Annotated in this window: 20 protein-coding genes and 2 pseudogenes; 9 read left to right on the forward strand and 13 right to left on the reverse strand. The window is 72.8% G+C overall.

Going from position 1 to position 26,360, the window contains the following annotated elements; translation table 11 throughout:
• Positions 1 to 79: 79 nt before the first annotated feature.
• Positions 80 to 3,175 carry a glycoside hydrolase family 2 TIM barrel-domain containing protein gene (locus N8I84_RS04410; RefSeq protein ID WP_263228273.1) on the reverse strand — a complete coding sequence of 1,032 codons (3,096 nt, stop codon included), beginning with the start codon at positions 3,173 to 3,175 and terminating at the stop codon, positions 80 to 82.
• 247 nt (positions 3,176 to 3,422) lie between these two features.
• Between N8I84_RS04410 and N8I84_RS04415 the strand changes: the two genes are divergently transcribed.
• The gene (locus N8I84_RS04415) at positions 3,423 to 5,819 is read left to right on the forward strand and encodes a SpoIIE family protein phosphatase (RefSeq protein ID WP_263228274.1); all 2,397 of its coding nucleotides are present in this window, start codon (positions 3,423 to 3,425) and stop codon (positions 5,817 to 5,819) included.
• Positions 5,820 to 5,838: 19 nt separating this feature from the next.
• Here N8I84_RS04415 and N8I84_RS42650 read toward each other — a convergent pair whose 3' ends face one another.
• From N8I84_RS42650 to N8I84_RS04425, 3 genes are all read right to left on the reverse strand, one after another.
• The gene (locus N8I84_RS42650; protein WP_313884231.1) at positions 5,839 to 6,696 is read right to left on the reverse strand and encodes an RICIN domain-containing protein; all 858 of its coding nucleotides are present in this window, start codon (positions 6,694 to 6,696) and stop codon (positions 5,839 to 5,841) included.
• The gene (locus N8I84_RS42655) at positions 6,693 to 7,844 is read right to left on the reverse strand and encodes a hypothetical protein (protein ID WP_313884232.1); all 1,152 of its coding nucleotides are present in this window, start codon (positions 7,842 to 7,844) and stop codon (positions 6,693 to 6,695) included. The genes N8I84_RS42650 and N8I84_RS42655 overlap by 4 nt, the downstream gene beginning before the upstream one ends.
• A 349-nt stretch (positions 7,845 to 8,193) precedes the next feature.
• A complete protein-coding gene (locus N8I84_RS04425; protein ID WP_263228276.1) occupies positions 8,194 to 9,096 on the reverse strand; it encodes a helix-turn-helix domain-containing protein in 903 nt (300 codons plus the stop codon).
• Positions 9,097 to 9,159: 63 nt separating this feature from the next.
• On the opposite strand from N8I84_RS04425, the gene N8I84_RS04430 reads away from it, so the two are divergent.
• Positions 9,160 to 9,954 carry a phytanoyl-CoA dioxygenase family protein gene (locus tag N8I84_RS04430; protein WP_263228277.1) on the forward strand — a complete coding sequence of 265 codons (795 nt, stop codon included), beginning with the start codon at positions 9,160 to 9,162 and terminating at the stop codon, positions 9,952 to 9,954.
• A 9-nt stretch (positions 9,955 to 9,963) separates the two neighbouring features.
• Here the strand turns inward: N8I84_RS04430 and N8I84_RS04435 are convergent, their stop codons facing one another.
• From N8I84_RS04435 to N8I84_RS04445, 3 genes are read right to left on the reverse strand one after another with little or no spacing between them, the layout of a single operon-like run.
• Positions 9,964 to 10,851 carry an alpha/beta fold hydrolase gene (locus N8I84_RS04435; protein ID WP_263228278.1) on the reverse strand — a complete coding sequence of 296 codons (888 nt, stop codon included), beginning with the start codon at positions 10,849 to 10,851 and terminating at the stop codon, positions 9,964 to 9,966.
• A gap of 54 nt (positions 10,852 to 10,905) precedes the next feature.
• Positions 10,906 to 11,439: a flavoprotein gene (locus tag N8I84_RS04440; protein ID WP_263228279.1), complete on the reverse strand. Its 534-nt coding sequence runs from the start codon at positions 11,437 to 11,439 to the stop codon at positions 10,906 to 10,908.
• Entirely contained in the window at positions 11,436 to 12,158 is a 723-nt protein-coding gene (locus N8I84_RS04445; protein ID WP_263228280.1) for an FMN-dependent NADH-azoreductase, read from the reverse strand. Before N8I84_RS04445 ends, N8I84_RS04440 begins: the two co-directional genes overlap by 4 nt.
• A gap of 73 nt (positions 12,159 to 12,231) precedes the next feature.
• Between N8I84_RS04445 and N8I84_RS04450 the strand changes: the two are divergent.
• Positions 12,232 to 13,121: pseudogene (locus N8I84_RS04450) on the forward strand (sigma-70 family RNA polymerase sigma factor).
• 4 nt (positions 13,122 to 13,125) lie between these two features.
• Here the strand turns inward: N8I84_RS04450 and N8I84_RS04455 are convergent.
• Entirely contained in the window at positions 13,126 to 13,326 is a 201-nt protein-coding gene (locus N8I84_RS04455) for a ferredoxin (protein WP_103845377.1), read from the reverse strand.
• Between the two features lie 21 nt (positions 13,327 to 13,347).
• Positions 13,348 to 14,556: a cytochrome P450 gene (locus N8I84_RS04460; RefSeq protein ID WP_263228281.1), complete on the reverse strand. Its 1,209-nt coding sequence runs from the start codon at positions 14,554 to 14,556 to the stop codon at positions 13,348 to 13,350.
• A gap of 260 nt (positions 14,557 to 14,816) precedes the next feature.
• Between N8I84_RS04460 and N8I84_RS04465 the strand changes: the two are divergent.
• Positions 14,817 to 15,450, forward strand: a pseudogene (locus tag N8I84_RS04465) (LysE family transporter).
• A gap of 117 nt (positions 15,451 to 15,567) precedes the next feature.
• Entirely contained in the window at positions 15,568 to 16,014 is a 447-nt protein-coding gene (locus N8I84_RS04470) for a nitroreductase family deazaflavin-dependent oxidoreductase (RefSeq protein WP_263228282.1), read from the forward strand.
• Between the two features lie 92 nt (positions 16,015 to 16,106).
• On the opposite strand, the gene N8I84_RS04475 is transcribed toward N8I84_RS04470, so the two are convergent.
• Together N8I84_RS04475 and N8I84_RS04480 are read right to left on the reverse strand one after the other, a co-directional pair.
• Complete coding sequence (locus N8I84_RS04475; protein ID WP_263228284.1) at positions 16,107 to 18,443, reverse strand: SpoIIE family protein phosphatase; 2,337 nt, start codon at positions 18,441 to 18,443, stop codon at positions 16,107 to 16,109.
• A gap of 137 nt (positions 18,444 to 18,580) precedes the next feature.
• Complete coding sequence (locus N8I84_RS04480; protein WP_263234662.1) at positions 18,581 to 19,519, reverse strand: cation diffusion facilitator family transporter; 939 nt, start codon at positions 19,517 to 19,519, stop codon at positions 18,581 to 18,583.
• A 235-nt stretch (positions 19,520 to 19,754) separates the two neighbouring features.
• Between N8I84_RS04480 and N8I84_RS04485 the strand changes: the two genes are divergently transcribed.
• Together N8I84_RS04485 and N8I84_RS04490 are read left to right on the forward strand one after the other, a co-directional pair.
• The gene (locus N8I84_RS04485) at positions 19,755 to 20,780 is read left to right on the forward strand and encodes a glutathione S-transferase family protein (protein ID WP_263228285.1); all 1,026 of its coding nucleotides are present in this window, start codon (positions 19,755 to 19,757) and stop codon (positions 20,778 to 20,780) included.
• A gap of 47 nt (positions 20,781 to 20,827) precedes the next feature.
• Positions 20,828 to 21,133 carry a DUF4235 domain-containing protein gene (locus tag N8I84_RS04490; RefSeq protein ID WP_103843591.1) on the forward strand — a complete coding sequence of 102 codons (306 nt, stop codon included), beginning with the start codon at positions 20,828 to 20,830 and terminating at the stop codon, positions 21,131 to 21,133.
• A 668-nt stretch (positions 21,134 to 21,801) separates the two neighbouring features.
• Here the strand turns inward: N8I84_RS04490 and N8I84_RS04495 are convergent.
• Both N8I84_RS04495 and N8I84_RS04500 read right to left on the reverse strand, forming a co-directional pair.
• Complete coding sequence (locus tag N8I84_RS04495; protein WP_263228287.1) at positions 21,802 to 22,194, reverse strand: VOC family protein; 393 nt, start codon at positions 22,192 to 22,194, stop codon at positions 21,802 to 21,804.
• 92 nt (positions 22,195 to 22,286) lie between these two features.
• A complete protein-coding gene (locus N8I84_RS04500; protein WP_263228288.1) occupies positions 22,287 to 23,012 on the reverse strand; it encodes a TetR/AcrR family transcriptional regulator in 726 nt (241 codons plus the stop codon).
• 175 nt (positions 23,013 to 23,187) lie between these two features.
• Between N8I84_RS04500 and N8I84_RS04505 the strand changes: the two genes are divergently transcribed.
• Together N8I84_RS04505 and N8I84_RS04510 are read left to right on the forward strand one after the other, a co-directional pair.
• Positions 23,188 to 24,690, forward strand: coding sequence for an APC family permease (locus N8I84_RS04505; protein ID WP_263228289.1), 1,503 nt, complete (start codon positions 23,188 to 23,190; stop codon positions 24,688 to 24,690).
• Positions 24,691 to 24,720: 30 nt separating this feature from the next.
• The gene (locus tag N8I84_RS04510) at positions 24,721 to 26,352 is read left to right on the forward strand and encodes an amidohydrolase (RefSeq protein WP_263228290.1); all 1,632 of its coding nucleotides are present in this window, start codon (positions 24,721 to 24,723) and stop codon (positions 26,350 to 26,352) included.
• The last annotated feature ends 8 nt before the right edge of the window (positions 26,353 to 26,360 follow it).

Genomic DNA, 26,360 nt, shown 5'->3' on the forward strand with positions numbered 1-26,360 from the left:
AAATACCCCCAGGTCAGCGTGGGGTGCCCTCGGTACCGGCGGCAGTGCCGCGCGGCCGCCGGTACCTCAGGGCCCCGGCTCAGCCGGCCGGGACCTCCAGCCTGCTGATGCGGACCGCGCCGTCGGCGGCGCCCGGACGCGCGCTGGTCATCGCCAGGCGCAGGCGGGAGCCGCTGACCGCGTCGAAGGTGATCACGGTCGGGGCGTCGGAGGCGGTGGCCCGGTCCACGACGGCGCCGGTCACGGGCACGTACCGCTCGCCGTCCCAGACGGAGACCTCGACCGAGGCGGGCAGGGCGTGGGTCGCGTCGACGGTGAAGGAGACCTCGACGCGGCCCATGGTCCGCCGGCGCCCGAAGTCGACCGACACCCAGTCCTTCGGCCGGGCGCCGTTGAAGGCGGGCAGCAGGGCGGTGGCCGACTTGTAGAAGGCGTTGGACCACCCGGTGGCCGGGTCGCCGTCGAGCATGGCGGCGGGAAGGGTGTCCGGGCGGCCTGAGTAACTGGCGTCGGCGTGGGGGTAGGTCAGGGCTGCCGGGAGGTCGGGCTTGAACACCGGCGCGGGCGTGAGCGCGGTGGACCGCGCGGGAGTGGTCCGGACGGTCGCGGTGGCGGTGCGCAGCCCGTCCGCCCGGGCCGTCACCTTCAGGGCCCCCGCCCTGGTGCCCGAGCGCACGATGGCGAGTGCCTTCCCGTGGAAGGCGGTCCGGGTGGTGGCCTGGTAGCGCTCGGCGCTCTCCTCCCGGCCGTTGTCCAGCCCGGCGAGGGAGCCGCCCTTCACGTCGAAGGTGATCAGGTCCTCGGCGTCGGGTACCACCACGCCGTGGGCGTCGACGACTTCGGCGGTCACGAAGAGCAGGGAGCGGCCGTCGGCGGCCAGGGACGTGCGGTCAGGAGTGAGGCGCAGGGCGTGCGCGAGCCCGGCGGTGCGCAGGACGTCGGTCGCGACCACCTTGCCGTCCCGTCGCGCGACCGCCTTCAACTCGCCCGGCTCGAAGGGCACCTTCCAGGTGAGGTGGAGCTTGCCCGCGCTGCCGTTCGGGCTCGTGTAGCTGCCGGGGTAGGGGCCCGAGGTGAACGTCTTGTCGTCGCCGGTCGCCTCGGTGGTCTCCAGGTAGGTACGCCCGTCCGTCGTCCTCTTGGTGTCGAACTTCCGCGTCCCGAGGGACTTTCCGTTCAGGAACAGCTCGACGGTGTCGACGTTGGCGTAGGCCCAGACCTCGACGGTGTCCCCCTTGTCGTGGTTCCAGGTCATGGGCACCAGATGCACCATGGGCTCGCCGGTCCACTGGCTCCTGAACAGGTGGTACATGTCCTTGGGGAAGCCGGCCGTGTCGACGGCGCCGAAGAAGGACGCCTTCACCGGGAAGACGTCGTACGGCGTGGGCTCCCCGATGTAGTCGATGCCCGACCACAGGAACTGCCCGGCGAACCACTTCCGGTCGCGGTCCTTCTTGTGCCCGTACTCGCCGCTCATGGTCCAGGAGGCGAGGTTGTTGTCGTACGAGGAGGTGGCGCGTCGGCCTGGTGTGTGGTTCTCGCCGGTGTTGAGGTGCTCGGGCTCCTGGTAGGTGCCGCGCGTGGAGGTCTCGGACGACGACTCGGACTCGAAGAGGAACAGGTGCGGGTAGGCGGCGTGCAGGGCGTCCACCGACTTGGCGGTGTTGTAGTTCAGGCCGAGACCGTCGAGCTTGGCGAGCATGAGGTCGGCCGCCGAGCCCTTCTTCGGCACGCTGCGGTATTTGTCCGAGCCGATGACCAGCGGGCGGGTGTCGTCGGCGGCCTTGATCGCGCCTATGATCCGGTCCGCCATGGCGAGCCCGGCGGTGGACGTGGAGTCGGGGATCTCGTTGCCGATGGACCACAGGACCACGGCCGGTGAGTTCCGGGCCGCGAGCACCATCTCGGTGGCGTCCTTCTCGCACCAGTCGTCGAAGAACCGGTGGTAGTCGTACGCGGTCTTGCCGGTGTGCCAGCAGTCGAACGCCTCGACCATCATCACGATGCCCAGCTCCTCGCAGATCTGGATCATCTGCGGTGAGGGCGGGTTGTGGGAGGTGCGGAAGGCGTTGACCCCCATCGACTTCATGATCGTCATCTGTCGGCGTACTGCGTCGATGCTGATCGCCGCCCCCAGCGCGCCCTGGTCGTGGTGCAGGTCGACGCCCTTGATCTTGGCGTGGGTGCCGTTGAGGGAGAACCCCTCGTCCGGATCGAAGCGGAAGGAACGGATACCGAAGGTGGTGTCGTAGGTGTCGACCCTCTCGCCGCCGACCCGTAGTTCGGTGTGCAGGGTGTACCGGTGGTCCGGGGTTGCGAAGTCCCACAACCGCGGCCTTGGGGCGGCGAGTTCATGGGTCTCGGTCGTGGTGCCGGCGACGGTGACCGTGGAGGACGTCCGTGCGACGGTCCGGCCGTCCGGGTCCGTGACCGTCGAGCGGATCTCCACGTCCACCGTGGCCCCCGACTCGTTCACCACCGAGGTGCGCGCCCGGACGACGGCGCGGGCCTCGGTGATGTCCGGCGTGGTGACGTGGGTGCCCCAGCGCGCCACGTGCACCGGCTCGGTGATCACCAGCCGGGCCTCGCGGTAGATGCCGCTGCCCGAGTACCAGCGGCTGCTCGGGAGCTGGTTCTGGACCTTGACCGCGAGGACGTTCTCGGTGCTGCCGTCGGTGTGCAGCAGATCGGTGAGGTCGAAGGCGAAACCGGTGTAGCCATAGGGGTGGTGGCCGACCTCGGTGCCGTTGCAGTAGACGAACGAGTCCATGTAGACGCCGTCGAACTCCACCGATATCCGCTTGCCTGCGAGCGTCGACGGCAGGGTGAAGGCGATGCGGTACCAGCCGAGACCGCCGGGGAAGAAGCCGGTGCCGCTGGTGGTGCCGTGCTCGGTGGTGGGGGTCTGCTCGATGCTCCAGTCATGGGGCACCGCGACCTCGCGCCAGCCCGAGTCGTCGTACCCGGGCGCGGCGGCTTCGCCGTACGCCCCCGTCGGGTCGGTGATGCCGCCCGGGTTGACCAGCGCGAACCGCCAGCCGTCGCGGAGGGCCACCGTCCGGCGCCCCGGAGCGCGGGCGGCTGCCGCCACCGGGGCGCTCCCGGCGCCGAGGAGGGCGCCGGCCGCCGGGGCTGCCGTGCCGGCGATCAGGACCGATCTGCGCGTGACCGTCATGGGCGGCTCTCCCTCATCAGGGCCCAGAAGTACTCACAACTGATCGTGAACAAACAGATTCTGACGGTGAGGCACACATGCCCGTCAAGGGTGCGGCAGCGTCCTTCTGCCCCACCAGCCACCTCCAGCCGGACCCGCTCCCTTCTTCCGGTGGGGCCCGCGGGTTCACGGACCCCCTGTTGGCACTACGCTGGAACACCAGTGACGCGCTCTGCTCACTGTGCGTGTGCGCGATGGAGTGGCGACGATGAGCTCCGGCTATCCGTTCGACGACGCCGACACGGCACGGGCGTTCATCGACGACGAGGGCGTCCTGGTCGAGTGGAACGAGGGTGCGCGCAGGCTGCTCGGCTACGCCCCCTCCGACATCGTGGGCCGGCCCGCGGCCGAGCTACTGGCCGCGGGAGCGAACACCGCGCTCCCCCCGGATCCCCGCTGGAGCGGCACCCTCGCCCTGCGGCACCGCGACGGCCGGACCGTCTCCGTCTGGCTGCTGGTCCATCACCGGCGCCCGCAGGACGGCGACCACGGCGGCTGGCTGGTGGTCACCCCGCTCACGGGCGGCGGCCCGTCTCCTGTGGACGACCCGCTGGCGCGGACCGACCTGACCCAGTCGCCCTGCGCCGTCGCGATCTACGACGACCGGCTGCGCCTGCACCGGATCAACGGCCCCATGGCCGAGGTGATCGGCCTGCCCGAGGAACGTCTGAAGGGCCTCAGGCTGCCCGAGATCGGCGGCCGGCCGCAGAGCGAGGACATCGAACAGCACATGTACCGGGTGCTCACCACCGGCCGGGGCAACGACGTCCACAGTTACGTGCCGATCGGCGGCGACGGCGGCATGCACGCGTGGCTGGCCCGGATGTCCCCGATCACGGACGCCGAAGGACGGGTGCGGGGCGTGTGCGTGGCCGCCCACGACTTCACCGAGCAGTACCTGGCGCGGGAGAGACTGCAACTCGTCAACGAGGCGAGCGTCCGCATCGGCACCACCCTCGACGTCACCCGCACCGCGCAGGAGCTCACCGAGGTGTGCGTGCCCGCGCTCGCCGACTTCGTCAGCGTCGACCTGCTGGATCCGCCCGCCGACGATGTCGAGGGCTATCCGGCCTCGCTCACCGCGCCGGTCGCGCTGTGCCGGGCCGCCCACCGGTCGGTGACCCCCGGCTGCCCCGAGGCGGTCGTCGAACCCGGCCGTGTCGACCTCTACCCCAGTCCCTCACCGCAGGCGGACGCCCTGGTGGCCGGCCGGACGATCGTGGCGACGGGTACCGAGCTCGGCCGGTGGCTCGCCTGGGACCCGGCGCGCGCCGCACGGGTGCGGGACCACGGCATCCACTCCACGATGGCGGTGCCGATCCAGGCCCGCGGCGGAACCCTCGGTGTTGCCGTGTTCTCCCGGTTCCGGCGTCCCGCCCTCTTCACGGCCGACGACGTGCTGCTCGCAGAGGAGATCACGGCGCGGGCCGCCGTCTGCGTCGACAACGCCCGCCGGTTCTCCCGCGAGCGCAGGACCGCGCTTGCCCTCCAGCGCAGCCTGCTGCCCCGCAACCTGCCGCGCACCGCAGCGGTGGAGGCCGCCTTCCGCTATCTGCCCGCGGCGCGCACCGGGGTGGGCGGCGACTGGTTCGACGTGATCCCGCTGTCCGGGATGCGGGTCGCCATGGTCGTCGGCGATGTCGTCGGACACGGCATCCAGGCCTCCGCGACCATGGGCCGACTGCGCACCGCCGTGCGGACGCTCGCCGACATCGACCTGGCACCGGACGAACTGCTCACCCACCTCGACGACCTCGTCGTACGCCTCTCCGGGGAGGCCGGTCAGGACGGCGTCACCGGAGAGGTGGGCGCCACCTGCCTGTACGCGGTGTACGACCCGGTCTCACGGCGGTGCACGATCGCCCGCGCGGGCCATCCGACCCCTGTGATGATGGTGCCGGGCCGGCCGCCCCGGCCGGTCGAGCTGCCGGCCGGGCCACCCCTGGGCCTGGGCGGGCTGCCCTTCGAGTCGGCCGAGATCGCCCTGCCCGAGGGCACCGTCCTCGGCCTGTACACCGACGGGCTGATCGAGAGCCGCGAACGCGACGTGGACACCAGCCGCGAGCTGCTGTGCGCGGCCCTGGCCGGACCGCCCAGCGCGGACCCGGCGTCCGCCCCCGGCTCCCTGGACGAGGCCTGCGACCGTGTCCTGCACGCGCTGCTTCCCCCGGGTGGGGCGTCCGACGACGTGGCCCTGCTGCTCGCCCGCACCCGCTCGATGCCCGCCTCCCAGGTGGCGACCTGGGACATCCCCGCGGATCCGGCGCTGGTCGCGGCGGTCCGCAAGCAGGTCGCCGGGCAGGTGGAGACGTGGGGACACACGGACGCCGTGTTCACGGCCGAACTGGTGGTCAGTGAGCTGGTCACCAACGCCATACGGTACGGCGAGCGCCCGATCCGCCTGCGGCTGATCCATGACGCCGCGACACTCATCTGCGAGGTCTCCGACAGCAGCCACACCGCGCCGCACCTGCGCCGGGCCAGGATCTACGACGAGGGCGGCCGCGGGCTGCTCCTGGTGGCCCAGCTCACCCAACGATGGGGCAGCCGCCACACCACCGACGGCAAGACGATCTGGGCGGAGCTGAACCTGGTCGAGGAGTGACACACCGCCGCCCGCCCGGTCAGCGCCGGCCGCCCCCACCGCCGTAGGGTCCCCAGCCCCCGTATCCGCCGTAGCCGCCCCAACCGCCGTATCCGCCCTGGCCGTCGGGGGCGCAGTACGGGGAGGAGCACGCTCCCCAGCCCGGGGAGGAGGGCCAACTCGTGTCCGGGGTGGGCCGGGTGGGGGTGGGAACCGGCTTCGGGGCGCCGTGAGTCGTGGGGGTGGCCGTACGGGAGGGTGCGGCGCTCGGGGCCGTCGGGGCGGTCCTCTCGGCGTCACTGCCCCAGTTGACCGACTGCATCCGCAGCGAGTTCGGCGTGTCGGTGAGCCAGTGCTGGGTGCCGTCCTCCGTGCGCGGCTTGACCACGAGCCCCGCGCCGATGGCCGGCGAGGCCGGGGTCAGCGCCAGGTCCTGGTTCCAGCGCGGGACGATCGCGCCCTGCACGGTGAAGTCGTAGCGGACGTTCTTCGACTCGGGCCGGGACTGCCCCACGCACGGGGCGAGCCGCACCGAGTAGCCGAGGTGGGAGTCGAGACACAGTCCGGGTTCGGCGACGCTGCGCAGCAGTCCGTCCGTCTCGTACGCCCACTGCTGGGTCGCGGACGAGGCGCACGAGACGAGTACGGCCTCGGCGCCGGCCACCGCCTGCTTGCGGTCCAGGCCGATGCACAGCCCGCTGTCCCGGTTGCGCAGCCGGCCGCGGAAGGCACCGGTGGGCACCTCGGCGGCGGCGCCGACCCACGAGGGTGATCCGGAGGCGCTCGCCCGTGCTCCGGGGTTCGGCTCATCGGACGGCGCGGCGGTGCCGGCGGGGGCGCCCCCGCCGGAGTGGGCGACGGACCACACCGCCAGCGGCAGCAGGATGAGCGCGCTCACCGTCGCCACGGCGAGGAGGAGCTGCCGACGCTGCGGGGAGCGGCGGGGGCCTTGTGCGCGCCGGCGGAGCGGGGGCCCGGCCCGGCGGAGGCGGCCGGGGTGGCGCGGGTGGCACGGCCGGGGTCGCTGCCGGGTGCGTCCGTGGCGGGCCGGTACCCGGCGTCCGCAGGCGGCTCAGACTGGGGGGCGAACTGCCCGTACGCGTCGGCGGGATCGGCCGGCGGCTCGGCGGCGACGAACCGCCGGTCCGCGTCGGCCGGGTCGACCAGCGGCTCTCCGCCAACGGGCGCCGCCGGGACCGGCTCGGCCGCGCGGCTGCGTGCGGCCGCGTCGTCGAGGTAGGCCTGTGCGCCCCAGCCGAGCACGCCCTCGGCGAGGAGGAGCGGAAGCCGGGCGCGGAAGCCCTCCAGCTGCTCGGCGGCGTGGTGGCAGTGCGCGCAGCCGTCCATGTGCAGACGCAGGTCGGGGTCGAGGACGGGGTTCTCCCGGCGCAGCGAGACGTCCAGCAGTCGGACGTAGCGGCGGCACTCCTCGTCGGGCGCGGACTCCCGGTGGACGTCGAGGCATGCCTCGCGCAGCTGTTCGCGCGCCCGCTCGAGCCGCACCTCGGCGTCGCCCGTGTCGATTCCCAACAGGGCTGCGGGAAGGGCGACTTCCTCACGCTCGACCTCGACGTGCCACAGCAGACAGCGGGCCGGCTCGGCGAGCCTCGGGAAGGCGCGGGAGACCAGCCGCCGGTTCCCGGGCGGCAGCAGCCGTGCCGCAGCGCGCTCGCCCAGGGCGGGGTCCGAGCGGAGGACGGGGTGCAGCAGCTCGCGCCGGTGGTCGGTGTCCCATTCGGCCGCCAGGCGTCGTATGGCGACCAACAATTGAGGCCGCCAGGCCGCCGTGGGTCCGCCCTGGCGCGCGGAATCCTCGAAGAGCCGGGTGAATGCCGCGGTGGTGAGCATTCCCGCGGGATGCGCTCCGTCCGTGCACAGGCGGGCGTAGGAGAAGGCGGCTTCCCAGTGCCGGTCGAGCAGTTCGCCGACCGGATGGTGCACGGGCCTCTTCCCGGCGGACTTCTTCAGTTCGGCGGCGAGCTGTTCGTCAGTGACGCCGTACGACGGAACGGGGTCGGGGGAATGGTTCAGGCCCCCACCTTTCACGTCCACGTTCCTCCAAAAAAGCCACGCGGGATTCTTAGTACATACCAATGGAGGCACGACCCGGCCGACAGCACGCGGGGGTGTCCATGGGAGGGGTGTCCGGTAGGCCGAACTCCGCCCGGGTCAGCTCTCGTGGAGCGGGCGGGGATCGACGACGCCTGCGTGCGTCGCGATGAAAGCAATGGTCCGCGCGCTGACGGAGAACACCTTTGCACAGGTCACCGAGCCCGAACAAGAGACTCCGCCACTTTCCATTTACCCTCGGGCATTCGGCCTGTTGACGAAATGTCAGTCAACTGGGGACCGGTAACCGCGAATTCCCTCCCGTCGGCCCCTCCGCGTCCGGAATTCAGCCCGAGGTACCCCGTTGTGCGGCCCGGTAGGCGCCCGGCGGTGTTCCATAGCGCCGGCGGAAGAGACGGTTGAAGTGGAACGGGCTGCCGAAACCGGAGGCGGCGGCCACCCGTTCGACCGAGAGTTCGGTCGCTTCCAGGAGACGGGCGGCATGCCGCAATCGGGCTTCGCGCAAGGCGGCCATCGGGGAGTGGCCCAGTTGCTCGGTGAATAGGTGTGCGAATCGGGAAGGGGAGAGGGACACGCCCTCGGCCAGGGAGCGCACGCTGTGGGGCGCCGCCGGGTCGGCCGCGATCAACGCCTCGACCAGGCGGATCCGTTCGTCGATTCCGGAGGGGGACGGGCCCACCCGGGCGGTGGCGAGCAGCACGATCTCCTCGAGGCAGCACAGGGCCAGCTCGCGGGCGACGGTACCGTGTGCGACGGCGACCTCGCCGTCGGCGGGCCGCACCGGCTCGGGCGGTGTGCCGAGCCCGCCCCAGCGGGCGTCGGCCAGCATGCGCCTGAAGGCCGTCTCGATACGGTCCCGCCCGTGTCCGGCGCCGACCGTGTAGAGACGGTCACCCACCTCATGCGGCCCCAGCCGGCCGACCCAGGAACTCCGCGCCTGGCAGTGCACCCACCAGAACGCCCAGTGCCGGGCCCCGGGCGCGATCCCGTACCGGTGGGGCACGCCCGGTCCGAGCACCACCAGGTCCCCGTCACCGGCCGTCACCCGGGTGGCGCCCTGGCCCAGGATGCCCCGCCCGCCGGTGGTCCAGGTGAACAGCCAGCTGTCGGCTCCCCGTGGCCGGTTGATGCCGTATCCCGGTGGCTGGTCGAAGCGTCCGACCGTCACCAGGCCGGGCGGCGGGGCCGGGACAGCAGTCCTGGGCAAGTCGTCAGCACGCACAGGCATCCTCCCCACAGGCGCTCCCACCTAGCGTGAGGCACACACCGGACCGTTGAGAAGGGAGGGCCCATGGCAGGCACCGGCATGGAGGGGTTCGAGGAGGACGGGTTCGCGGTCGCGCGCGGGCTGTTCTCCCGGGCGGAGATCGACGCCCTGTGCGCCGAGTTCACGGCCCTGAGGGACGCGGGACCCGTACCGGGGCACTTCGAGCCCCGTGCGTCCGCGGCGGACGAGGCCGCCGATCCGTTGCAGGTCCACCCCCGCGTCATGCACCCGCACCGCATCAGCGAACTGTCGCTGCGCTTCCTGCTGGACCCGAGGCTCGGGGAGGTTCTCAAGACGCTGCTGGGCGAGGAGGTGCTGGCCGCGCAGAGCATGTTCTACTTCAAGCCGCCGGGCGCCCGGGGTCAGGCGCTGCATCAGGACAACTTCTATCTGCGGGTGGAACCGGGCACCTGTGTGGCCGCATGGATCGCCTGCGATGTGATCGACCGGGACAACGGCGGCCTGGAGGTGGTGCCGGGCACGCACCGGATGGACCTGTTCTGCCCCGAGGAGGCGGACATCGAGCTGTCCTTCGCCCGTGAGTACGTGCCGCCACCGCCCGGCCTTGAGCCGGTGCCCGTCGTGATGGAGCCGGGCGACGTGCTGTTCTTCAACGGAAGCCTGGTGCACGGCTCACAGCCCAACCGCAGCGCCGACCGCTTCCGCCGCTCCTTCATCGGCCACTACGTCGGGCGCTCCGCGGAGCGCATCGGCGGCTACTACGACACCCTGACGATGGACGGCACACCCGTCGCGCTGCCCGAGAGCGAAGGCGCGGGCCCCTGCGGCACGGAGTTCGCCGCCGTGGGTCCGCACTGAGCGCCACGGTCAGGACGTGAAGGCGAGGACGGCGTCCGCGACCGCCCGCGGGTTCTCCAGCAGCATGGCGTGCGTGCCGTCGATCGGGGCGACGGTCACATTGGGCCGCTCCTCGGCGAGGGCGGCCAGGTCGCGGGCGAGCCCCCCGGCGTAGGCGAGCATCATCGGATCGAACCAGTCCAGGCCGGGGACGGATGGCACCTGCCGCCGGGCCCGGCCGAGGAGCAGCGGCGTGGTCATCCTGCGGAACAGGGCGAACAGGTCCAGCGAGTCGATGACCTCGAGCATCTGCAGCGCCTCTTCCCGTCCCGGCCGCAGCTCCAGGGCCCCGTCGTCCCGCTCCCGCGCGGACCGCCGGATGCCGGCCTCCAGCAGTTCGTAGGGGATGCCGAGGCGCTCGGAGATCGCGCGCTGTTCGGCGAGGAGGTCCTTGACCCCGTCCGGGGGCAGCTTCCTGCCCTGGCCGGCCGCGTTCAACTCCCTTACCTGGGCGAGGTGCTGGGCCACATAGTCCGGGTCCAGCCCCACGTACTGGTCCGGGCGTCCCCAGCCGAACCCGTCGAGGTTCACGGCCCCGGGGGTGACGTCCTGGTGCTCCAGCGCGTACACCACGGCGAGGATGCCGCCGAAGGAGTGCCCGACGGGAAGCGCGCCCGGGATGCCGTGCGCCGTCAGCACCTCCTCGAGGTCGCCGAGCACCTCGGGCAGGCGCCAGGGTCCGTCCGGCGAGAGGCCGTGACCGCGCAGGTCGACTGCGAGCACGCGGTGCCGGGCCACGAGGAGGGGCGCCACGGCCGCCCAGTCTGCGAGCGTGCGCCCGGCACCGTGCAGGAGCAGCAGGGGCGGCCCGTCGCCCCCGTGGTCGTGCACGGCCAGCGCGATACGGTCTGCGGTCATGGCACGACAGTAGAGCGTCCGGTGGGCGTACGCCCTGGTGAAACGGGCCCTCCGTCAGGGGCGCGGCGGGAGGAGGTCCAGGGCCCGCTGCCAGCGGAACCGCGGGCGGGTGCCGTCCTCGGCCGCCTCTCCGGCGTACGGGTCACCGAACCGCACCCCCATGCCGGTGAGCCGTTCGAGGCTCGCGCGGTAGGCGGGGTGGGCCGCCAGCGCCTCGCTCAAGCAGGGCAGGACGGCGATCGGGACGCCGAGCCCGTACGCCTCGCACAGGGTGCCGAGGGCCAGGGTGTCGGCTATGCCGGCGGCCCACTTGTTGATCGTGTTGAAGGTGGCGGGGGCCACGACGACCGCGTCGGGGTCCGGGAACGGCCGGGGATCTCCCGGGGCGCGCCACGCGGACCGTATGGGGCGGCCGGTCCGCTCCTCGACGTCGGCCGTGTCGAAGAACCGGAGGGCGAGCGGGGAGGCGATGACGCCCACCTCCCAGCCCCCTTCCTGCGCGGCGGTGATCAGTTCGGGGACGTCCTGCGCGACGCCGGCGGCGCAGACGACGACGTAGAGGAAGGGTTTGTTGTCGTGTCGGGTCACGCCCGCACCCTAGTGATCACGGCGGGCGGCCGGGTGGCCAGTTCGGTCAGCTCCTTCCGGGCCTCCGCGAGGGAGGCGTCCGCCAGGTCCCGGAAGCGGGCCAGGTGGGGGACGAGGGAGGCGAGGGCCATCTCGGCCGGCACGAAGTGGAGGTTCTCCGCGGCCACGCCGTGGTCCGTGAACCAGGCGCGCAGGTAGGGCCGCTGGAAGTCGAAGGCCTCGCGGGGCGTGCCCGGCCCGTAGGCCCCGCCGCGGGCCATGACCACCACGACCCGGGTGTCCTGAAGCGCGCTGCCACCGGTCCCCGGGTCGAGGAAGGCGCCGGGGAAGGTCACCCGGTCGATCCACGCCTTGAGCGCGGCGGGCACCGAGAAGTTGTACATCGGCACGCCGAGCAGCACGGTGTCCGCGGCCCGCAGTTCGCGGATCAGAGGCAGGGTGAGCGCCCACTCCCGCCGCTCGTCCGGAGTCCCGGTGAGGGCGCCGACCTCCTCGGGCGGGACGACTCCGCAGCGCTCCAGGCGCCGGCCGAGGACGACGTAGGCGGGGCCCAGCGGCGGCACCGGGTCGGCGGCGAGGTCGCGGTGGCGGTAGCCGCCGATGCCGTGGCGGTGGCACCAGATGTCCGCGAACAACCTGGTCAGCCGGCGGGTGACAGACTCAGCGGCGGGGCCGGCGCTGGAGTCGAGGTGCAGCAGCCGGGGTCGGGGGTCGGCCATGGTCGTCTCCTGTCACTTCCTGGGGTTCCGGTACGTCAGGTAGGTGACGGGGCACGCCGCAGAAAGGTGACCGATGAGCGGACAGGACGAGCTGGCCGAGCGGTTCGAGGCGCAGCGCGGCCGGCTGCGGGCGGTCGCGTACCGCATGCTCGGGTCGCTCGGTGAGGCGGAGGACGCCGTCCAGGAGACATGGCTGCGGCTGGCCAGGACCGACGCGGACGAGGTGGAGAACCTGCCCGGCTGGCTGCGCACCGTGATCTCGAGGATCTGTCTGGACATGCTGCGTTCGCGCGCCTCCCGGCGCGAGGACCCCGAGCCCCTCTCCGACGAGGTGGAGGCGGGTGGCGGTGCGTCCGGCCCCGAGGAGGAGGCGCTGCTCGCGGACTCGGTGGGTCTGGCGCTGCTCGTCGTGCTCGACCGGCTCTCCCCCGCCGAGCGGGTGGCGTTCGTGCTGCACGACTCGTTCGGCGTGCCGTTCGAGCAGATCGGGCCCGTCGTGGGCCGCTCGACGGTCACCACCAAGAAGCTCGCGAGCCGCGCCCGGCACAAGGTCCGCGGCACCTCCGCGCCGCCCGCCGAGCTGGACGGGCACCGCCGGGTCGTCGAGGCGTTCCTCGCGGCGGCACGCGGGGTGACCTCGGCGGACTGCTGGCGGTGCTGGCGCCCGATGTCGTACGGCGAGCCGACGCCGCAGCGCTGCCGCCCGGCGGGGCGCCGGAGCTGCGCGGAGCGCGGGCCGTGGCGGAGCAGACGGTGCTGCTGCGCGGGCGGGCCCGGTTGGCCGAGGTGGCGCTGGTGGACGGGGCCGTGGGAGCCGTGATGGCGCCGCGCGGCCGACTGCGCCTGGTGCTGAAGGTGACGGTCGAGGACGAGAGGATCACCTCCTACGAGGCGATCGCCGATCCCGTGCGGCTGCGCGGGCTCGCACTCGCCGTCCTCGATACGGGAGTCACGGGGCGGTGAGGAGTCAGCTTCCCTTCTCGGAGACGGTGATGGCGCCCACCGGGCAGGCGCGCGCCGCCTCCCGCACCAGTGGGTCGCCGCCGCCGTCCTCCTTGCCGGGCAGCACCTGGCTGAAGCCGTCGTCGTCCTGGGTGAAGACTGCGGGGGCGGTCAGGGCGCACTGGCCGGCGCCGATGCAGACGTCCGGGTCGATGGAGATGGAGATGTCGGTCATGGCCGCAGCCTCCTACCAGCTGACGGGGAGTTCCAGCATCCCCTGGACCGTGTCGCCCGGTTTGAAGGGGATCTCCTCCGCCGGGGCGGCGAGCCGCAGTCCGGGCAGCCTGTCGAAGAGGGTGCGCAGGGCGATCTCCAGCTCGGCCCGCGCCAGGTTCTGGCCGAGGCACTGGTGGATGCCGAACCCGAAGGCGACGTGGTGACGGGCCGGGCGGTGCCAGTCGAGGGTGTCCGGTTCGGGGAAGGCGGTGGTGTCGCGGTTGATGACGGACGTGGAGAACAGGACGCCCTCGTCGGCCCGGATCCTCGTACTGGCGATCTCGATGTCCTCGGTGGCCACCCGCACCAGCCCGTCGGCGATGGAGAGGAAACGCAGCAACTCCTCCACCGCGGCGGACATCAGACCCGGGTCGGCGCGCAGTTCGGCAAGCTGTTCGGGGTGGTGCAGCAGGGTGAAGGTGCCGAGGGAGATCATGTTGGCGGTCGTCTCGTGCCCGGCGACCAGCAGGAGCGTGGCCAGAGAGACCAGCTCGTCCCGGTCCAGTGCGCCCTCCCGCAGTTGCTCCTGGATCAGCTCGTCGAGCAGTCCGTCCCCCGGTTCCTCACGCTTGCGGTCGATCAGCTCCTCGAAGTAGGTGTTCAGCCGGTCGCGGGCGTCCTGGGTGTCGGCCGCGGAGGGGCCGCGCAGCAGCCTGCGTGACTGCTCCTCGAAGAAGTCGTGGTCGGCGTACGGCACGCCGAGCAGCGCGCAGATCACCATCGACGGCAGCGGCAGCGCGAAGGCGCTCACCAGTTCGGCGGGCGGGCCCGCGGCCTCCATGGCGTCCAGGAGCCGGTCGACGATGGCCTGGATCTGGGGGCGCAGTGCCGTGGCCCGCTTGAGCGTGAAGCTCGGCACCAGCATGCGGCGCTGAGCACGGTGCTCGGGGTCGTCGACGCCGAGCAGGGCGAGCCTGCGGTTGCGGGCGGCGGCGAAGCGTGCGGTGACGGCGGGGAACGCGGACCGGGTCCGGTCGGAGGACAGGCGCGGGTCGGCGAGCAGCGCGCGGGCGGTGGCGTGCCCGGTGACGACCCATACGTCGCGGCCGTCGTAGAGGGTGACCCGGGTCAGGTGCCGGGCCGAGCGGAGCGGCTCGTAGGCGGTGGGCGGGTGGTAGGGGCAGGTGCGGTTCTGGGGGAAGGCGACGGGTTCTGACACGGTCGTACCGGTTTTCGTCATGAATGACCTCGCACGGAGATTCCCTTTGCCGATCATCATTAGATGCCTCGGGCATCTACAGGGCCACTCGAAGTTCGGCCAGATGCGCCGACCGCCGCATATGGCCAAAGTAATTCGCTTGCCCGTGCGCCGCCGGTCGTCCAGGCTCTGCCCATGCCGATCACCGAAGCCTTTCTGTCGCCGTCCTGCGCCGCCGTTCGCGGGGTACGGGCGCGACAGCAGCGGTGCGGCCGGTCGCGGAGGCCCGTGACTCTCCTGCCGTGACCGCCGCACTCGTCGCGGGCCTGATCGCGGGCTACGGCATCGCGGTGCCCGTCGGTGCGGTGGGGACCTACCTGGTGTCCCTGACCGCCCGTACGTCCCTGCGGACCGGAGCGTGCGCCGCACTCGGTGTCGCCACCGCCGACGGGCTCTACGCCCTGGTGGCGACCGCCGGCGGCAGCGCTCTCGCCGCGGCGCTCCAGCCGGTGCTGGTCCCGCTGCGCTGGGCGGCGGCGCTGGTGCTGGCCGCGCTCGCCGTGCACGGCGGCGTCCGCGCGGTGCGCCGGTACCGCTCGTCGGGGACCGCCGCGACGGTCGATGCAGTGCCACCGGGTCCCGCGAGGGCGTATCTCGGCCTGCTGGGCGTCACGCTGCTCAACCCGACCACCGTCGTCTACTTCGCCGCACTGGTGGTCGGCAGCCGCACCACGGAGACCGTCCGGCTCCTGGACCAGGGCGTGTTCGTGCTCGCGGCGTTCGCCGCGTCCGCGAGCTGGCAGCTGCTCCTGGCCGGCGGCGGTGCGCTGCTCGGCCGGGCGCTGACCGGGCGGCGCGCGGCGGCTGGTGACGGCGCTGGTCTCCTGCGCGGTCGTCGCGGTACTGGCGGTCCGGATGCCGGCCGGCGCGTGGTGAGGATGAATCCGTAGGCGGCTGGTGTTGAATCGTGAACCGTGTGGTCCGCGGCCCGGGGCGTGGGTCCGCGGCACCACGGACGAGACAGCAGTCGTACACGACGATGGGACGGATGCCATGCCTCTTGAGGGCGAGTACGAGCCCAGCCCGGAGCAGTGGGTGCGCGAACAGGTCGAACTGTACGAGAGTTCCGGCGGCACCAAGGGGACGACGCTCCTGGACACGGGGATGCCGGTGGTCATCCTCACCACCCTCGGCGCCAAGTCCGGCAAGATCCGCAAGACTCCCGTGATGCGTGTCGAACACGAGGGACGGTACGCCGTCGTGGCCTCGCTGGGCGGCGCGCCCAAGCACCCCGTCTGGTACTACAACCTTAAGCAGCATCCAACGGTGGAGCTTCAGGACGGGCCGCAGCGGCAGGAGATGACGGCCCGTGAGGTGACGGGCGAGGAGAAAGCGGCGTGGTGGGAGCGGGCGGTCGCCGCGTATCCGCCGTACGCCGACTACCAGAAGAAGACCGACCGGGTCATCCCCGTCTTCGTGCTGGAGCCGACCGGGAAGTGACCCCCCTCGCGTCGAGCCGCACGGGCGGCGCGCCCGTGCGGCTCGTACGACCCGTACGGCCCGTGCGCCTCGAGCGCTGTGCGGGTCACCGGTCAGTCCGGCAGCGGCTGTTCGGCCCAGATCGTCTTTCCCTCGCTGGTCTGCCGGCTGCCCCAGCGCTGGGTGAGCTGGGCGACCAGAAGCAGACCGCGGCCTCCCTCGTCGTAGGCGTGCGCGCGACGCAGATGCGGCGAGGTCGAACTGCCGTCGGAGACCTCGCAGATCAGTGAGCGGTCCCTGATCAGCCTCAGCTGGATGGGGGGCCCGCCGTAGCGGATCGCATTGGTCACCAGTTCGCTGACGACGAGTTCCGTGACGAACCCGGCCTCGTCCAGCCCCCAGTCGGCGAGCCGGTCGACGGCGTACTGCCGGGCCGTGGCCACGGACGCGGGGTCCGGCGGGACGTCCCAGGTGCCCACCCGGTCGGCGCCCAGGGCCCGGGTGCGGGCCAGCAGCAGGGCCACGTCGTCGCCGGGCTCCTCGGACAGCACCGACTTCAGGACCGTGTCGCACAGGGCGTCGAGGGAGCCGCTCGGTGTCTCCAGGGCACGGCACAACTCGGTGGTGCCGTGGTCCAGGTCGCGCTCGCGGCCCTCGCCGATCAACCCGTCCGTGTACAGGGCGATCAGCGAGCCCTCCTCCAGGTCCAGCTCCCTCGCCTCGAAGGGGAGGCCGCCGACGCCGAGCGGCGGGCCCGCTGACATGGTGACCAGCCGGGCGGTGCCGTCGGGCGCGAGGACGGCCGGCGCGGGATGCCCCGCGGCGGCCAGGGCCAGGCGGCGGGTGACCGGGTCGTAGACCGCGTAGAGGCAGGTCGCCCCGAGTTCGCCCACCTCGTCACCGCCCTCGCCCGTGGCCAGGTGGGTGACCAGGTCGTCCAGGTGGGTGAGGAGTTCGTCGGGCGGCAGGTCCACGTCGGCCAGGGTGCGCACGGCCGTGCGCAGCCGGCCCATGGTGGCCGAGGAGCGGATGCCGTGCCCGACGACGTCACCGACGACGAGGGCGACCCTGCTGCCGGACAGCGGGATCACGTCGAACCAGTCACCGCCGATCCCGGCCAGCGATCCGGACGGCAGATAGCGGTGGGCCACCTCCACCGCGGCCTGTCCTGGCAGGCCGCGCGGCAGCAGGCTGTGCTGGAGGGCGAGTGCGGTCCCGCGTTCGCGGGCGAAGCGGCGGGCGTTGTCGACGCAGACGGCCGCCCGGCTCGCCAGCTCCTCGGCGAGCACGGCGTCGTCCGCGGCGTAGGGGTCGGGGTTGACGATGCGCACGAGCACCGCGACGCCCAGGGTGGTGCCGCGGGCCCGCAGCGGCACCGCCACCAGGGAGTGGGCGCCCCTGCGGTACGCGGCGTCGCCCACCCCTCGGGCGTTGCGCTCCTGCACCCAGCGGTCGAAGTCGGGTTCGCCGACCCGGCGCAGCACGGCGCGGCCTTCGCGCAGGGCCCGCGCGGGCGGTGAGAAGGGAGAGTAGGTGTCGACGTCCCCCAGCTGGACGGCCGCCTCGGGCGTGCCCTCGGTGACCGACCGGTGGGCGATGCGGCGCAGGGCGACGTCTCCCTCCGCCAGGACGGGCGGTTCCTCCGCGCCGAGCACCCAGTCGAGCAGATCCACACTGGCGAAGTCGGCGACACCTGGGACGACCACCTCCAGCAGCTCCCCGGCGGTGCGCGGGACGTCCAGCGTGGTACCGATGACGGTGGATGCCTCGTTGAGCAGGACCAGGCGCCGACGCGCCCAGTACTGCTCGCTGTTGTCGACGGCCGACATGGCGACGGCGGTCATCTCGCCGGGTGCGCAGCACACCGGCCACATGTCGATGGTCCAGGCGTGCTCCCGGCGCTCCGACGGGGCGCGGGTGTAGCTCTCGTAGTGCACGGGGAGCCCGGTCTCGGCGACCCGGCGCAGCTGCCGGTGGAGGCGCCGGCCCGACTCGTCGTCGGCCACCGTGTCCGGCAGGTACCGCCCGGTCAACGTGTCCGCGTCGACCTGCAGGATCTCGCCGGCCCGGTCGTTGGCGCGGATGTAGCGCTGCCCCAGGTCGAAGACGGACATCGCGACCGGCGCCTGCTGGAAAGCCCTGGCCACCAGCACCGCGTCCGCCGTGGCGGGCGCGGTGGTGACCACGAATCCCTGCGGGGAGCCGTCCGCCCCCATGACCGGGTGCACGCTCAGGCGCAGCGGGAGGGGGTGGCCGTCGCGGTGGCGCAGGACGACGGTGCCCGTCAGGGCGGTCAGGCCCGGTAGCGGTACGTCCTCGGCGAGCAGCTCCTGTACGGCGCGTCCCACGACCTCCTCGGCCGTGTATCCCGTCAGCCGCCGGGCGCCCTCGCTCCATCCCGTCAGCGTGCCCCGGGCATCGACGATCGCCGCAGCGGCGGCTTGCTCCATGTTCTCAGAATGATCCCTGGGGTGCGTTGCCTCAACCGGGCACCCGGCACCGGGCGCGGCTGCCGCGTCGTACGGTGCACGCGCGCGACCCGTCGGAATCCACCTGCATGAGGCGCTCCGCGCGGGGCAACCGTCCCCTAGGCCCCGCCGTGTTCCCCCGTCGCGGCGGGGCTCTTCGTGTGCGTGTCCGGGTGCCGGGACGCCGAGCGGGTCGGGGCGTCCGTGATGTCGAGGAAGATCTGGTCGGCCTGGGGGACCTCCCGGGTGAGCGAGCGCTTGATGCGCACCGCGACGTCCTCGACCTCCTCGCTGTCCAGGCCGGGGACGAGGTCGATCCGGGCGGCGACCAGGATGGACTCCAGGCCCAGCTGCATGGTCTGCAGCGCCTCCACGCTGTCGATCTCGGACTGAGCCTGGAGCAGTTCCCGGATCCGGCGGCTGAGATCGGGATCGGCGGCCTGGCCGATCAGCTGGTCGCGGGCGTCACGGCCGAGCCGGAAGGCGACGTACACGAGTAGCGCGCCGATGGCGAGCGACGCGGACGCCTCCCACACGACCTGCCCGGTGACCATGTGCAGCGCCATGCCGACGATCGCGAGGACCACGCCCAGCACCGCCGTGCTGTCCTCGGCCAGGACCGTCCGCAGCGCCGGGTCCCGCAGCGCCCGCAGGGACGTGCCGTGCTGCCGGCGCACCTGGTGCAGGGCCCGCACCAGGGAGACGCCCTCCGACACCAGCGCCACCCCGAGCACCACGAGCCCGGCGACATAGCCGCTGTGCGACTCCTCCGCGCCGCTCTTCAGCGCCTCGAAGCCCTGGAAGAAGGAGAAGCAGCCGCCCATGACGAAGATGCCGACGGCCGCGAGGAGCGACCAGAAGAACCGTTCCTTGCCGTAGCCGAAGGGGTGGCGCCGGTCGGCCGGGCGGCGGCTGCGGCGCAGCGCGGCCAACAGGAAGACCTCGTTCAGGCTGTCCGCGACGGAGTGCGCCGCCTCCGACAGCAGCGCCGGCGAGCCGGCGAGGAGTCCCCCGACGGCCTTGGCCACGGCGATCAGCAGGTTGGCGCCGAGCGCCACGAGGACCGTGACACGCGTACTGCCGTCCGAGGACCCGTCGCGCCGCTCCGGCTCGCGTCGCTGCCGCCCGTCGTCCGAGGGCGCCCGTGCGACTGCCGTACTGTCCCGTTCCGTATCCGAGGATGTCCTGCTCACCTCGCCCGATTGCCCCCATCCGCGCCTCTCACACGGTGTCGGGACGCAAATCGGGGAACCCGAGCGGCGTGCGACGGACGCCGGTGCGAGGAGGGGCCGCATGACCGACGGCAACAGCGAGTACAGCAACAGCGCATACGGGAAGAAGCAGTTCAAGCGGTCCAGGAGCCACTTCGCGGACCGCATCACCGCTGATGGGCGCGACGGCTGGCCGGTCGAGGCCGGCCGCTACCGGCTGGTGGCCAGCCGGGCCTGCCCCTGGGCGAGCCGGGCCGTGATCTCGCGGCGGCTGCTCGGGCTCGAGGACGCCATGTCGCTGGCCATCGCCGATCCCATCCAGGACGACCGCAGCTGGCGGTTCACCCTCGACCCCGACGGCCGCGATCCCGTCCTCGGCATCCGCTACCTCAGCGAGGCCTACGACGCCCGCGAGACCGGATACCCCGGCGGTGTCAGTGTGCCCGCGGTCGTGGACGTGCCGAGCGGCAGGCTGGTCACGAACGACTACCAGCAGATCACCCTGGACCTGGCCACCGAGTGGACGTCGCTGCACCGCAGCGGTGCGCCCGACCTCTACCCGGAGCGGTTGCGCGACGAGATCGACGACGTGATGCGCCTCGTGTACAAGGACGTCAACAACGGGGTGTACCGGGCGGGTTTCGCCCACCAGCAGAAGGAGTACGAGGAGGCGTGCACAGACGTGTTCCGTCGGCTGGAGTGGCTGTCGGAGCGCCTGGCCGGACAGCGCTACCTGGTCGGTGACACGATCACCGAGGCCGACATCCGGCTGTTCACGACGCTGGTCCGTTTCGACGCCGTCTACCACGGTCACTTCAAGTGCAACCGCTGGAAGCTGGCGGAGGACCCGGTGCTGTGGGCGTACGCCCGCGATCTGTTCCAGACGCCCGGCTTCGGCGACACCGTCGACTTCGACCACATCAAGCGGCACTACTACCAGGTGCACACGGGCATCAATCCCACCGGGATCGTGCCGCTCGGACCGGACCTGGCCGGCTGGCTCACGCCGCACGGCCGGGAGGACCTCGGCGGGCGCCCGTTCGGTGACGGGACGCCGCCGGGGCCGGTGCCCGCGGCCGAGCACGTTCCGGTCGAGGGGCGGCCTTGAGGCGCCTGGGCAGGTACGCACGAGGTACGGACACCAAGGAGGGAAACGTGGCCCACGACAAGAAGAAACCGAAGCTTCCGCTCGTCTACCGGCCTGTCGGGTTCGCCCTCGGCTGGGCGAGCGGGGCCCTCGCGGGGTACGCCTTCCGGGCGACGTGGAAGGCGATACGCCACGAGGACGACGCGCCCGACGCGCTGGACCGGGACCGCGGCTGGGGCGAGGTGCTGCTCGCCGCGGCGCTTCAGGGCGCCCTGTTCGCGGTCGCGCGCAGCCTGGCGGACCGGACGGGGGCGAAGGCGATCGAACGGTCGACGGGCGTGTGGCCGGGCGGGGACAAGGGCGGCCGGGACTGAGCCGCCACGCACGGGCCGGGACGCCCCTCGCTCCGGCGCCGGGACCAGCGCCGCACGCCCGGTCCCGGGCGCCGGGGCCGGGCAGCGCATCGCTCCCGCCCCCATCGCCGCTCCCGAGCGTCGCTTCCGCCCCCGATCGCCGGGGCCGAGCGGCGCTCCCGTCCCCGGCGCGCCGCACCGAGCATCGCTCCCCGCCCCCGCGCCCGCCACGAACAGGACTGCCGTCCCCGGACGTCGGCAGCGAGCATCGCTCCCCTCCCGGCCCCCATCACCGGTCCCGAGCACCGCTCCCGCCCCCGATCGCCAGGGCCGAGCGTCGCTCCCGTCCCCCGGCGCCGACAGAGCATCGCTCCCCGCCCCCGCGCCGGCCACGAACAGGACTGCCGTCCCCGGACGTCGGCAGCGAGCATCGCTCCCCTCCCGGCCCCCATCACCGGTCCCGAGCACCGCTCCCGCCCCCGATCGCCAGGGCCGAGCGTCGCTCCCGTCCCCCGGCGCCGACAGAGCATCGCTCCCCGCCCCCGCGCCGGCCATGAGCAGTGCTCCCGTCCCCGGGCGCCGGTACGGAGCGGCGCTCCCCGCCCCGGCGCGGGGCCTATGCGCTCACCCCAGGTGAGGCCGTGCCCGGCCTCGCGGCTCGCGGCTCGCGGCTGGCGAAAGTCGTCGCTTCACCCCTGCTTCGGTGCCGTGGCCCTCGTGCGCCGCACGGTGAAGGAGTGGCCGGCGGGGTCGGCGTAACCGCGTTCCTCGAACGGGCCCGGCGCCTCCCTGGCCTCCAGCGGGCGTCCGCCCAGGGAGACGACCCTGCGCTCGGCCTCGTCGAGGTCCTGCGCCAGGAAGTCGAGGTGGACCTGGAGGGAGTTCTCGGGGCGGGGCCAGCTGGGCGGGGTGGCGTTGACGTCGCGGCGGAACGCCATCCGGAACCCGTCGGCGCTGCGGATCTCCACCCGGTTCGCGGTGGCGTCGGTCTCCTCGGCGCCGAGCAGGTCCTTGTAGAACGCGGCGAGTTTCTCGGGCTCGGCGCAGTCCAGGACCACGACGCCGGCCAGTACCGTGGGCATGCTTCCTCCTTCGGGCGCGGGCGGGCGCTGTGCCCGCCCGCATACGCTCCCCGGGTATCCGCCGCCCCCGTTTTCAGTCCGTCACGACCCGCTCACCGCCCCGCGTCGGTGGGCCCCTTGACCTCCGCCAGCCGCGCCGCCGCCGCGGACAGCAACAGGCCGAGCGCGACCGGATAGGAGCCGTGACGCATGTCGGCGACGAGATGGCGGGCGGTCGCCGCGATGTTCGGGTGCGTCTCGGCGGGCAGCCGGGCGTACGTCGTGCGCCACACCTCCGTCTCCGCCTCGCGGGCCGTGCGCGGAAGCGACGCGTTCGCCGCGTCGAGGGCGGCGAAGGCCAGGGCCTGGTCGACGAACGCGTGGTAGATCCGTACGGCCTCCCGGTCCGGGAACCCGGCCCGGCGCAGTACCCCGAGGATCGTCTCCACGGCCTCGATCTCGTGCACCCGTCCGGTCACCCGGTAGGCGCTGAGCACGGACGCCTGCGGATGGGCGAGCGCCCCGGCGTGCATGCGCAGTCCCAGGTCCCACAGGTCGGCGCGCCACACGCCGGTGGGGCGCCAGACACTCAGTGTCCGGCCGATGAGTTCGTCGGCGATCGCGAGCAGCAGGTCGTCGGTGTCCCGGAAGTACCGGTACAGCGCGGTGGGGTCGGCGCCGAGGGCGCGGCCGAGGCGGCGCACGGTGAGGGCGTCGGCGCCGTGTTCCTTCAGCAGCCGCATCGCCGTGTCGACGATGAGCTCCTCGGTCAGGACGACACCGGCCTTGGTGGGGCGCCGGCGCCGGCGCGCGGCGGGTGGGACCACTCGGTCGGTCATGGGCTCTCCCGACTGCTGTCCAGGGGCGGCCGACGGCCCGCGGGGGCCCGGCGGCAGCCCTTCGGTCCGGGTGCGGGCACCTTATGTCAACAGCGTTGACCTGTTAAGGCCCCGAGCAGTTTCATTTCCGGTCACCGGGGCTCATTCCGGCCCCCTGGTGCGATCGGAGCCCGTCATGACACGGACCCCCTATGGCGCGGACCCGCCCGCGCAACCCTCCCTGCGCAGGTCCCTCGGCGTCGTGGACGGCGTCGCCATCGCCGCCTCCAGCACGGCGGCCACCACCAGCATCGGCATCGGGCTCGGGGTGACGGCCGGTGTGGTCGGGCTGCATCTGCCGGCCATCATGCTGCTCGCCTTCCTGCCGATCCTGGGCATCGCGGGCGCCTACTCCCGGCTGAACCGGGTGGAGCCCAACGCCGGCAACGGCTATGTGTGGGTGGGCCGTTCGCTCACACCCTGGCTGGGGTTCCTGGTCGGCTGGGTGAACATCGTGGCCACGGTGGCGTTCCTCGCATACACCACGGCCGTGACCGGTTCCGCGGTGCTGCAACTGGCCGGGGAGGCCGGTCTGCACCGGGTCGTAGGCCTGGCGCTCGACCCGGGTTCGACCGCGCAGACGACGGCGGTGGGTCTGGTAGTGCTGATCGCGGTCACCGTGACCGCCGTCACCGGCGTGCGCACCGCTGCCCGGCTGCAGACCGGGCTGCTCGTCTTCGAGTACGCGGTGCTGCTGGGCTTCTGCGGCTACGGCATCGTCACCGGCCCGCACCCGTTCCGGCTGAGCTGGTTCGACCCGTTCGCCATCCCGTCGGCGTCGGCGCTCGCTCAGGGGCTGCTGCTGTCGGTGTTCTGCTACTGGGGCTTCGAGGCGGCGTTCAGCGTCAACGAGGAGGTGCGCGACGCGCGGGACGCCTCCCGCGCCGGGACCATCACACTGCTGACCATGCTCGCCTTGTTCCTGCTCGGCTCGGTCGCCTTCCAACGGGTGCTCTCACAGCAGGAGTTGGCGGGTCACGGCCCGCAGGGGCTGGCGTACTTCGGCGACCGACTGGCCTCCCAGCCGCTGGCCGCGCTGCCATTGGTGGCGCTGATGTTCTCGGCGGTGGCCTCGCTGCAGGCGGGGGTGATCCCGACGGCGCGCGCCATGTTCGCGATGAGCCGGGACCGGACGCTGGGGACGGTGTGGGCGAAGGTCAGCCCGCGCTACGGGACGCCGGCCGCCGGAACGCTGCTGATCGGCGGGCTGGCCGCCGCGGTCGCAGCACTGTCGCTGGTCATCCCCCGTCTCTCCGACATGATCATGGCGACGGTCAACGCGGTGGGCATCGTGGTCGCGCTCTCCTACGCACTCACCGCGCTCGCGGCGGCCGCCCGCTTCCGGGGGCTGCTGCGCCAGGACTGGCGGCAGGGGATCCGGGCCGTGGTGCTGCCCGCGCTGAGCGCGCTCGCCCTGCTCGGACTCGGCGGCTACCTCGGCTGGTCCTTCTACACCTCCACCGATCACCTCGCGCTCCGCGCGGACAACGGCTGGTTCCTGCTGCTGATGCCCACGCTGATGGTCGCCTCCGGCTTCGTGGCGGCCGCCTGGGCCAAGTGGGTGCGCAGATCGCCGTACTTCCGCACGGGGCACGGCACGGACGCCGACGCGCCCCAGCTCCTCGCCACCCACAGCTGATCACCGTCCCCTCGTCAAGAAACGGACACCATGCAGGCCGATCTCCTCTTCACCGGCGGTCCCGTCCTCACCCCGGACGGGCCCGTCACCACCCCGGTCGCGGTCGTGGGCGACCGGATCGCCGCCGTCGGCGACACTGCTGCACGGGAACTGACCGGTCCGAGGACCGAGGTCGTCGAACTCGCCGGACGGCTGCTGCTGCCCGGCTTCCAGGACGCGCACATCCATCCGGTGCCCGCCGGCCTGGAGATGTCCCAGTGCGATCTCACCGGGACGAAGACCGCCGAGGAGACCGTCGCCGCGGTACGGGCGTACGCCGAGGCGCACCCCGACCGGGAGTGGATCACCGGCGGGGGCTGGTCCATGGAGGCCTTCGAGGGCGGTGCCCCGACCCGGGAACTGCTCGACGCGGTCGTCCCGGACCGGCCGGTGTACCTGCCCAACCGCGACCATCACGGCGCATGGGTCAACAGCCGTGCGCTGGAGCGTGCGGGTCTCACCCGGGACACTCCGGACCCGGCCGACGGGCGGATCGAGCGCGACGCGTCCGGGGAGCCCACGGGCCTGCTCCAGGAAGGGGCGATGCGGTACGTCGGCCGGCTCACGCCCGCGGCCACCGCCGCGGACCGGCTCGCCGCGCTGCTGCACGCCCAGCGGCATCTGCACGCGCTCGGCGTCACCGCCTGGCAGGACGCGCTCGTCGGCGACTTCCTCGGCATGGACGACCCGTCCGATGCCTATCTGGCCGCCGCCCGCGAGGGTTCGCTGACCGCGCGGGTCGTCGGTGCCCTGTGGTGGGACCGCGGTCGCGGCGCCGAGCAGATACCCGAACTCGTCGAGCGACGGGCCGCGTCGAGCCACGGCAGGTTCCGCGCGGGAAGCGTCAAGCTGATGCTGGACGGGATCGCCGAGACCGGTACGGCGGCGCTCCTCGACCCGTACCTGGACGCCTGCGGCTGCGCCACCGCCAACCGCGGCACCAGCTTCGTCGCCCCGGACCGACTGCCGTCGTACGTCACCGAGCTGGACGCGCTGGGCTTCCAGTGCCACTTCCACGCGCTGGGCGACCGGGCCGTACGGGACGCGCTGGACGCCATCGAGGCGGCCCGCAAGGCCAACGGGCCGAGCGACACCCGGCCGCATCTGGCGCATCTGCAGATCGTGCACCCCGACGACGTGCCCCGCTTCGCGCAGCTCGGCGCGACGGCGAACATCCAGCCGCTGTGGGCGGCGCACGAGCCGCAGATGGACGAGCTGACGATCCCGTTCCTTGGGCCTCAACGGGCCTCCTGGCAGTATCCGTTCGGCGCCCTGTTGCGGGCCGGGGCGACCCTGGCGGCGGGCAGCGACTGGCCGGTGAGCAGCCCCGATCCGTTGCAGGGCGTCCATGTCGCCGTCAACCGGGTGCTTCCGGGCGGCTCGCGTCCGGTGTTCCTGCCCGAGGAGCGCATCGGACTCACGGACGCGCTGACGGCGTACACGGCGGGGTCGGCGTACGTGAACCACCTGGACGACACCGGGACCGTGCGCCCGGGCGCGCTGGCGGACCTGGTGGTGCTGGACCGCGACCCGTATGCGGGGCCGCCCGAGGCGATCGGCGAGACACGGGTGGCGCTCACCTATGTCGGGGGTGCGTGCGTGTACGCGGCCCCGGACGCCTGAGGACCCGG

The organism is Streptomyces cynarae, assembly GCF_025642135.1.
Classification (GTDB): Bacteria; Actinomycetota; Actinomycetes; order Streptomycetales; family Streptomycetaceae; genus Streptomyces; species Streptomyces cynarae.

Excerpts from the sequence above, each read along its gene's own strand:
- N8I84_RS04475 (WP_263228284.1), bottom strand. The coding sequence starts at position 18,443 with ATGGAGCAAGCCGCCGCTGCGGCGATCGTCGATGCCCGGGGCACGCTG.
- N8I84_RS04470 (WP_263228282.1), top strand. The coding sequence starts at position 15,568 with ATGCCTCTTGAGGGCGAGTACGAGCCCAGCCCGGAGCAGTGGGTGCGC.
- N8I84_RS04410 (WP_263228273.1), bottom strand. The coding sequence starts at position 3,175 with ATGACGGTCACGCGCAGATCGGTCCTGATCGCCGGCACGGCAGCCCCG.
- N8I84_RS04460 (WP_263228281.1), bottom strand. The coding sequence starts at position 14,556 with ATGACGAAAACCGGTACGACCGTGTCAGAACCCGTCGCCTTCCCCCAG.
- N8I84_RS04500 (WP_263228288.1), bottom strand. The coding sequence starts at position 23,012 with ATGACCGACCGAGTGGTCCCACCCGCCGCGCGCCGGCGCCGGCGCCCC.
- N8I84_RS04425 (WP_263228276.1), bottom strand. The coding sequence starts at position 9,096 with ATGCCTGTGCGTGCTGACGACTTGCCCAGGACTGCTGTCCCGGCCCCG.
- N8I84_RS04495 (WP_263228287.1), bottom strand. The coding sequence starts at position 22,194 with ATGCCCACGGTACTGGCCGGCGTCGTGGTCCTGGACTGCGCCGAGCCC.
- N8I84_RS04435 (WP_263228278.1), bottom strand. The coding sequence starts at position 10,851 with ATGACCGCAGACCGTATCGCGCTGGCCGTGCACGACCACGGGGGCGAC.
- N8I84_RS04510 (WP_263228290.1), top strand. The coding sequence starts at position 24,721 with ATGCAGGCCGATCTCCTCTTCACCGGCGGTCCCGTCCTCACCCCGGAC.
- N8I84_RS04485 (WP_263228285.1), top strand. The coding sequence starts at position 19,755 with ATGACCGACGGCAACAGCGAGTACAGCAACAGCGCATACGGGAAGAAG.
- N8I84_RS04430 (WP_263228277.1), top strand. The coding sequence starts at position 9,160 with ATGGCAGGCACCGGCATGGAGGGGTTCGAGGAGGACGGGTTCGCGGTC.
- N8I84_RS04505 (WP_263228289.1), top strand. The coding sequence starts at position 23,188 with ATGACACGGACCCCCTATGGCGCGGACCCGCCCGCGCAACCCTCCCTG.
- N8I84_RS04415 (WP_263228274.1), top strand. The coding sequence starts at position 3,423 with ATGAGCTCCGGCTATCCGTTCGACGACGCCGACACGGCACGGGCGTTC.
- N8I84_RS04445 (WP_263228280.1), bottom strand. The coding sequence starts at position 12,158 with ATGGCCGACCCCCGACCCCGGCTGCTGCACCTCGACTCCAGCGCCGGC.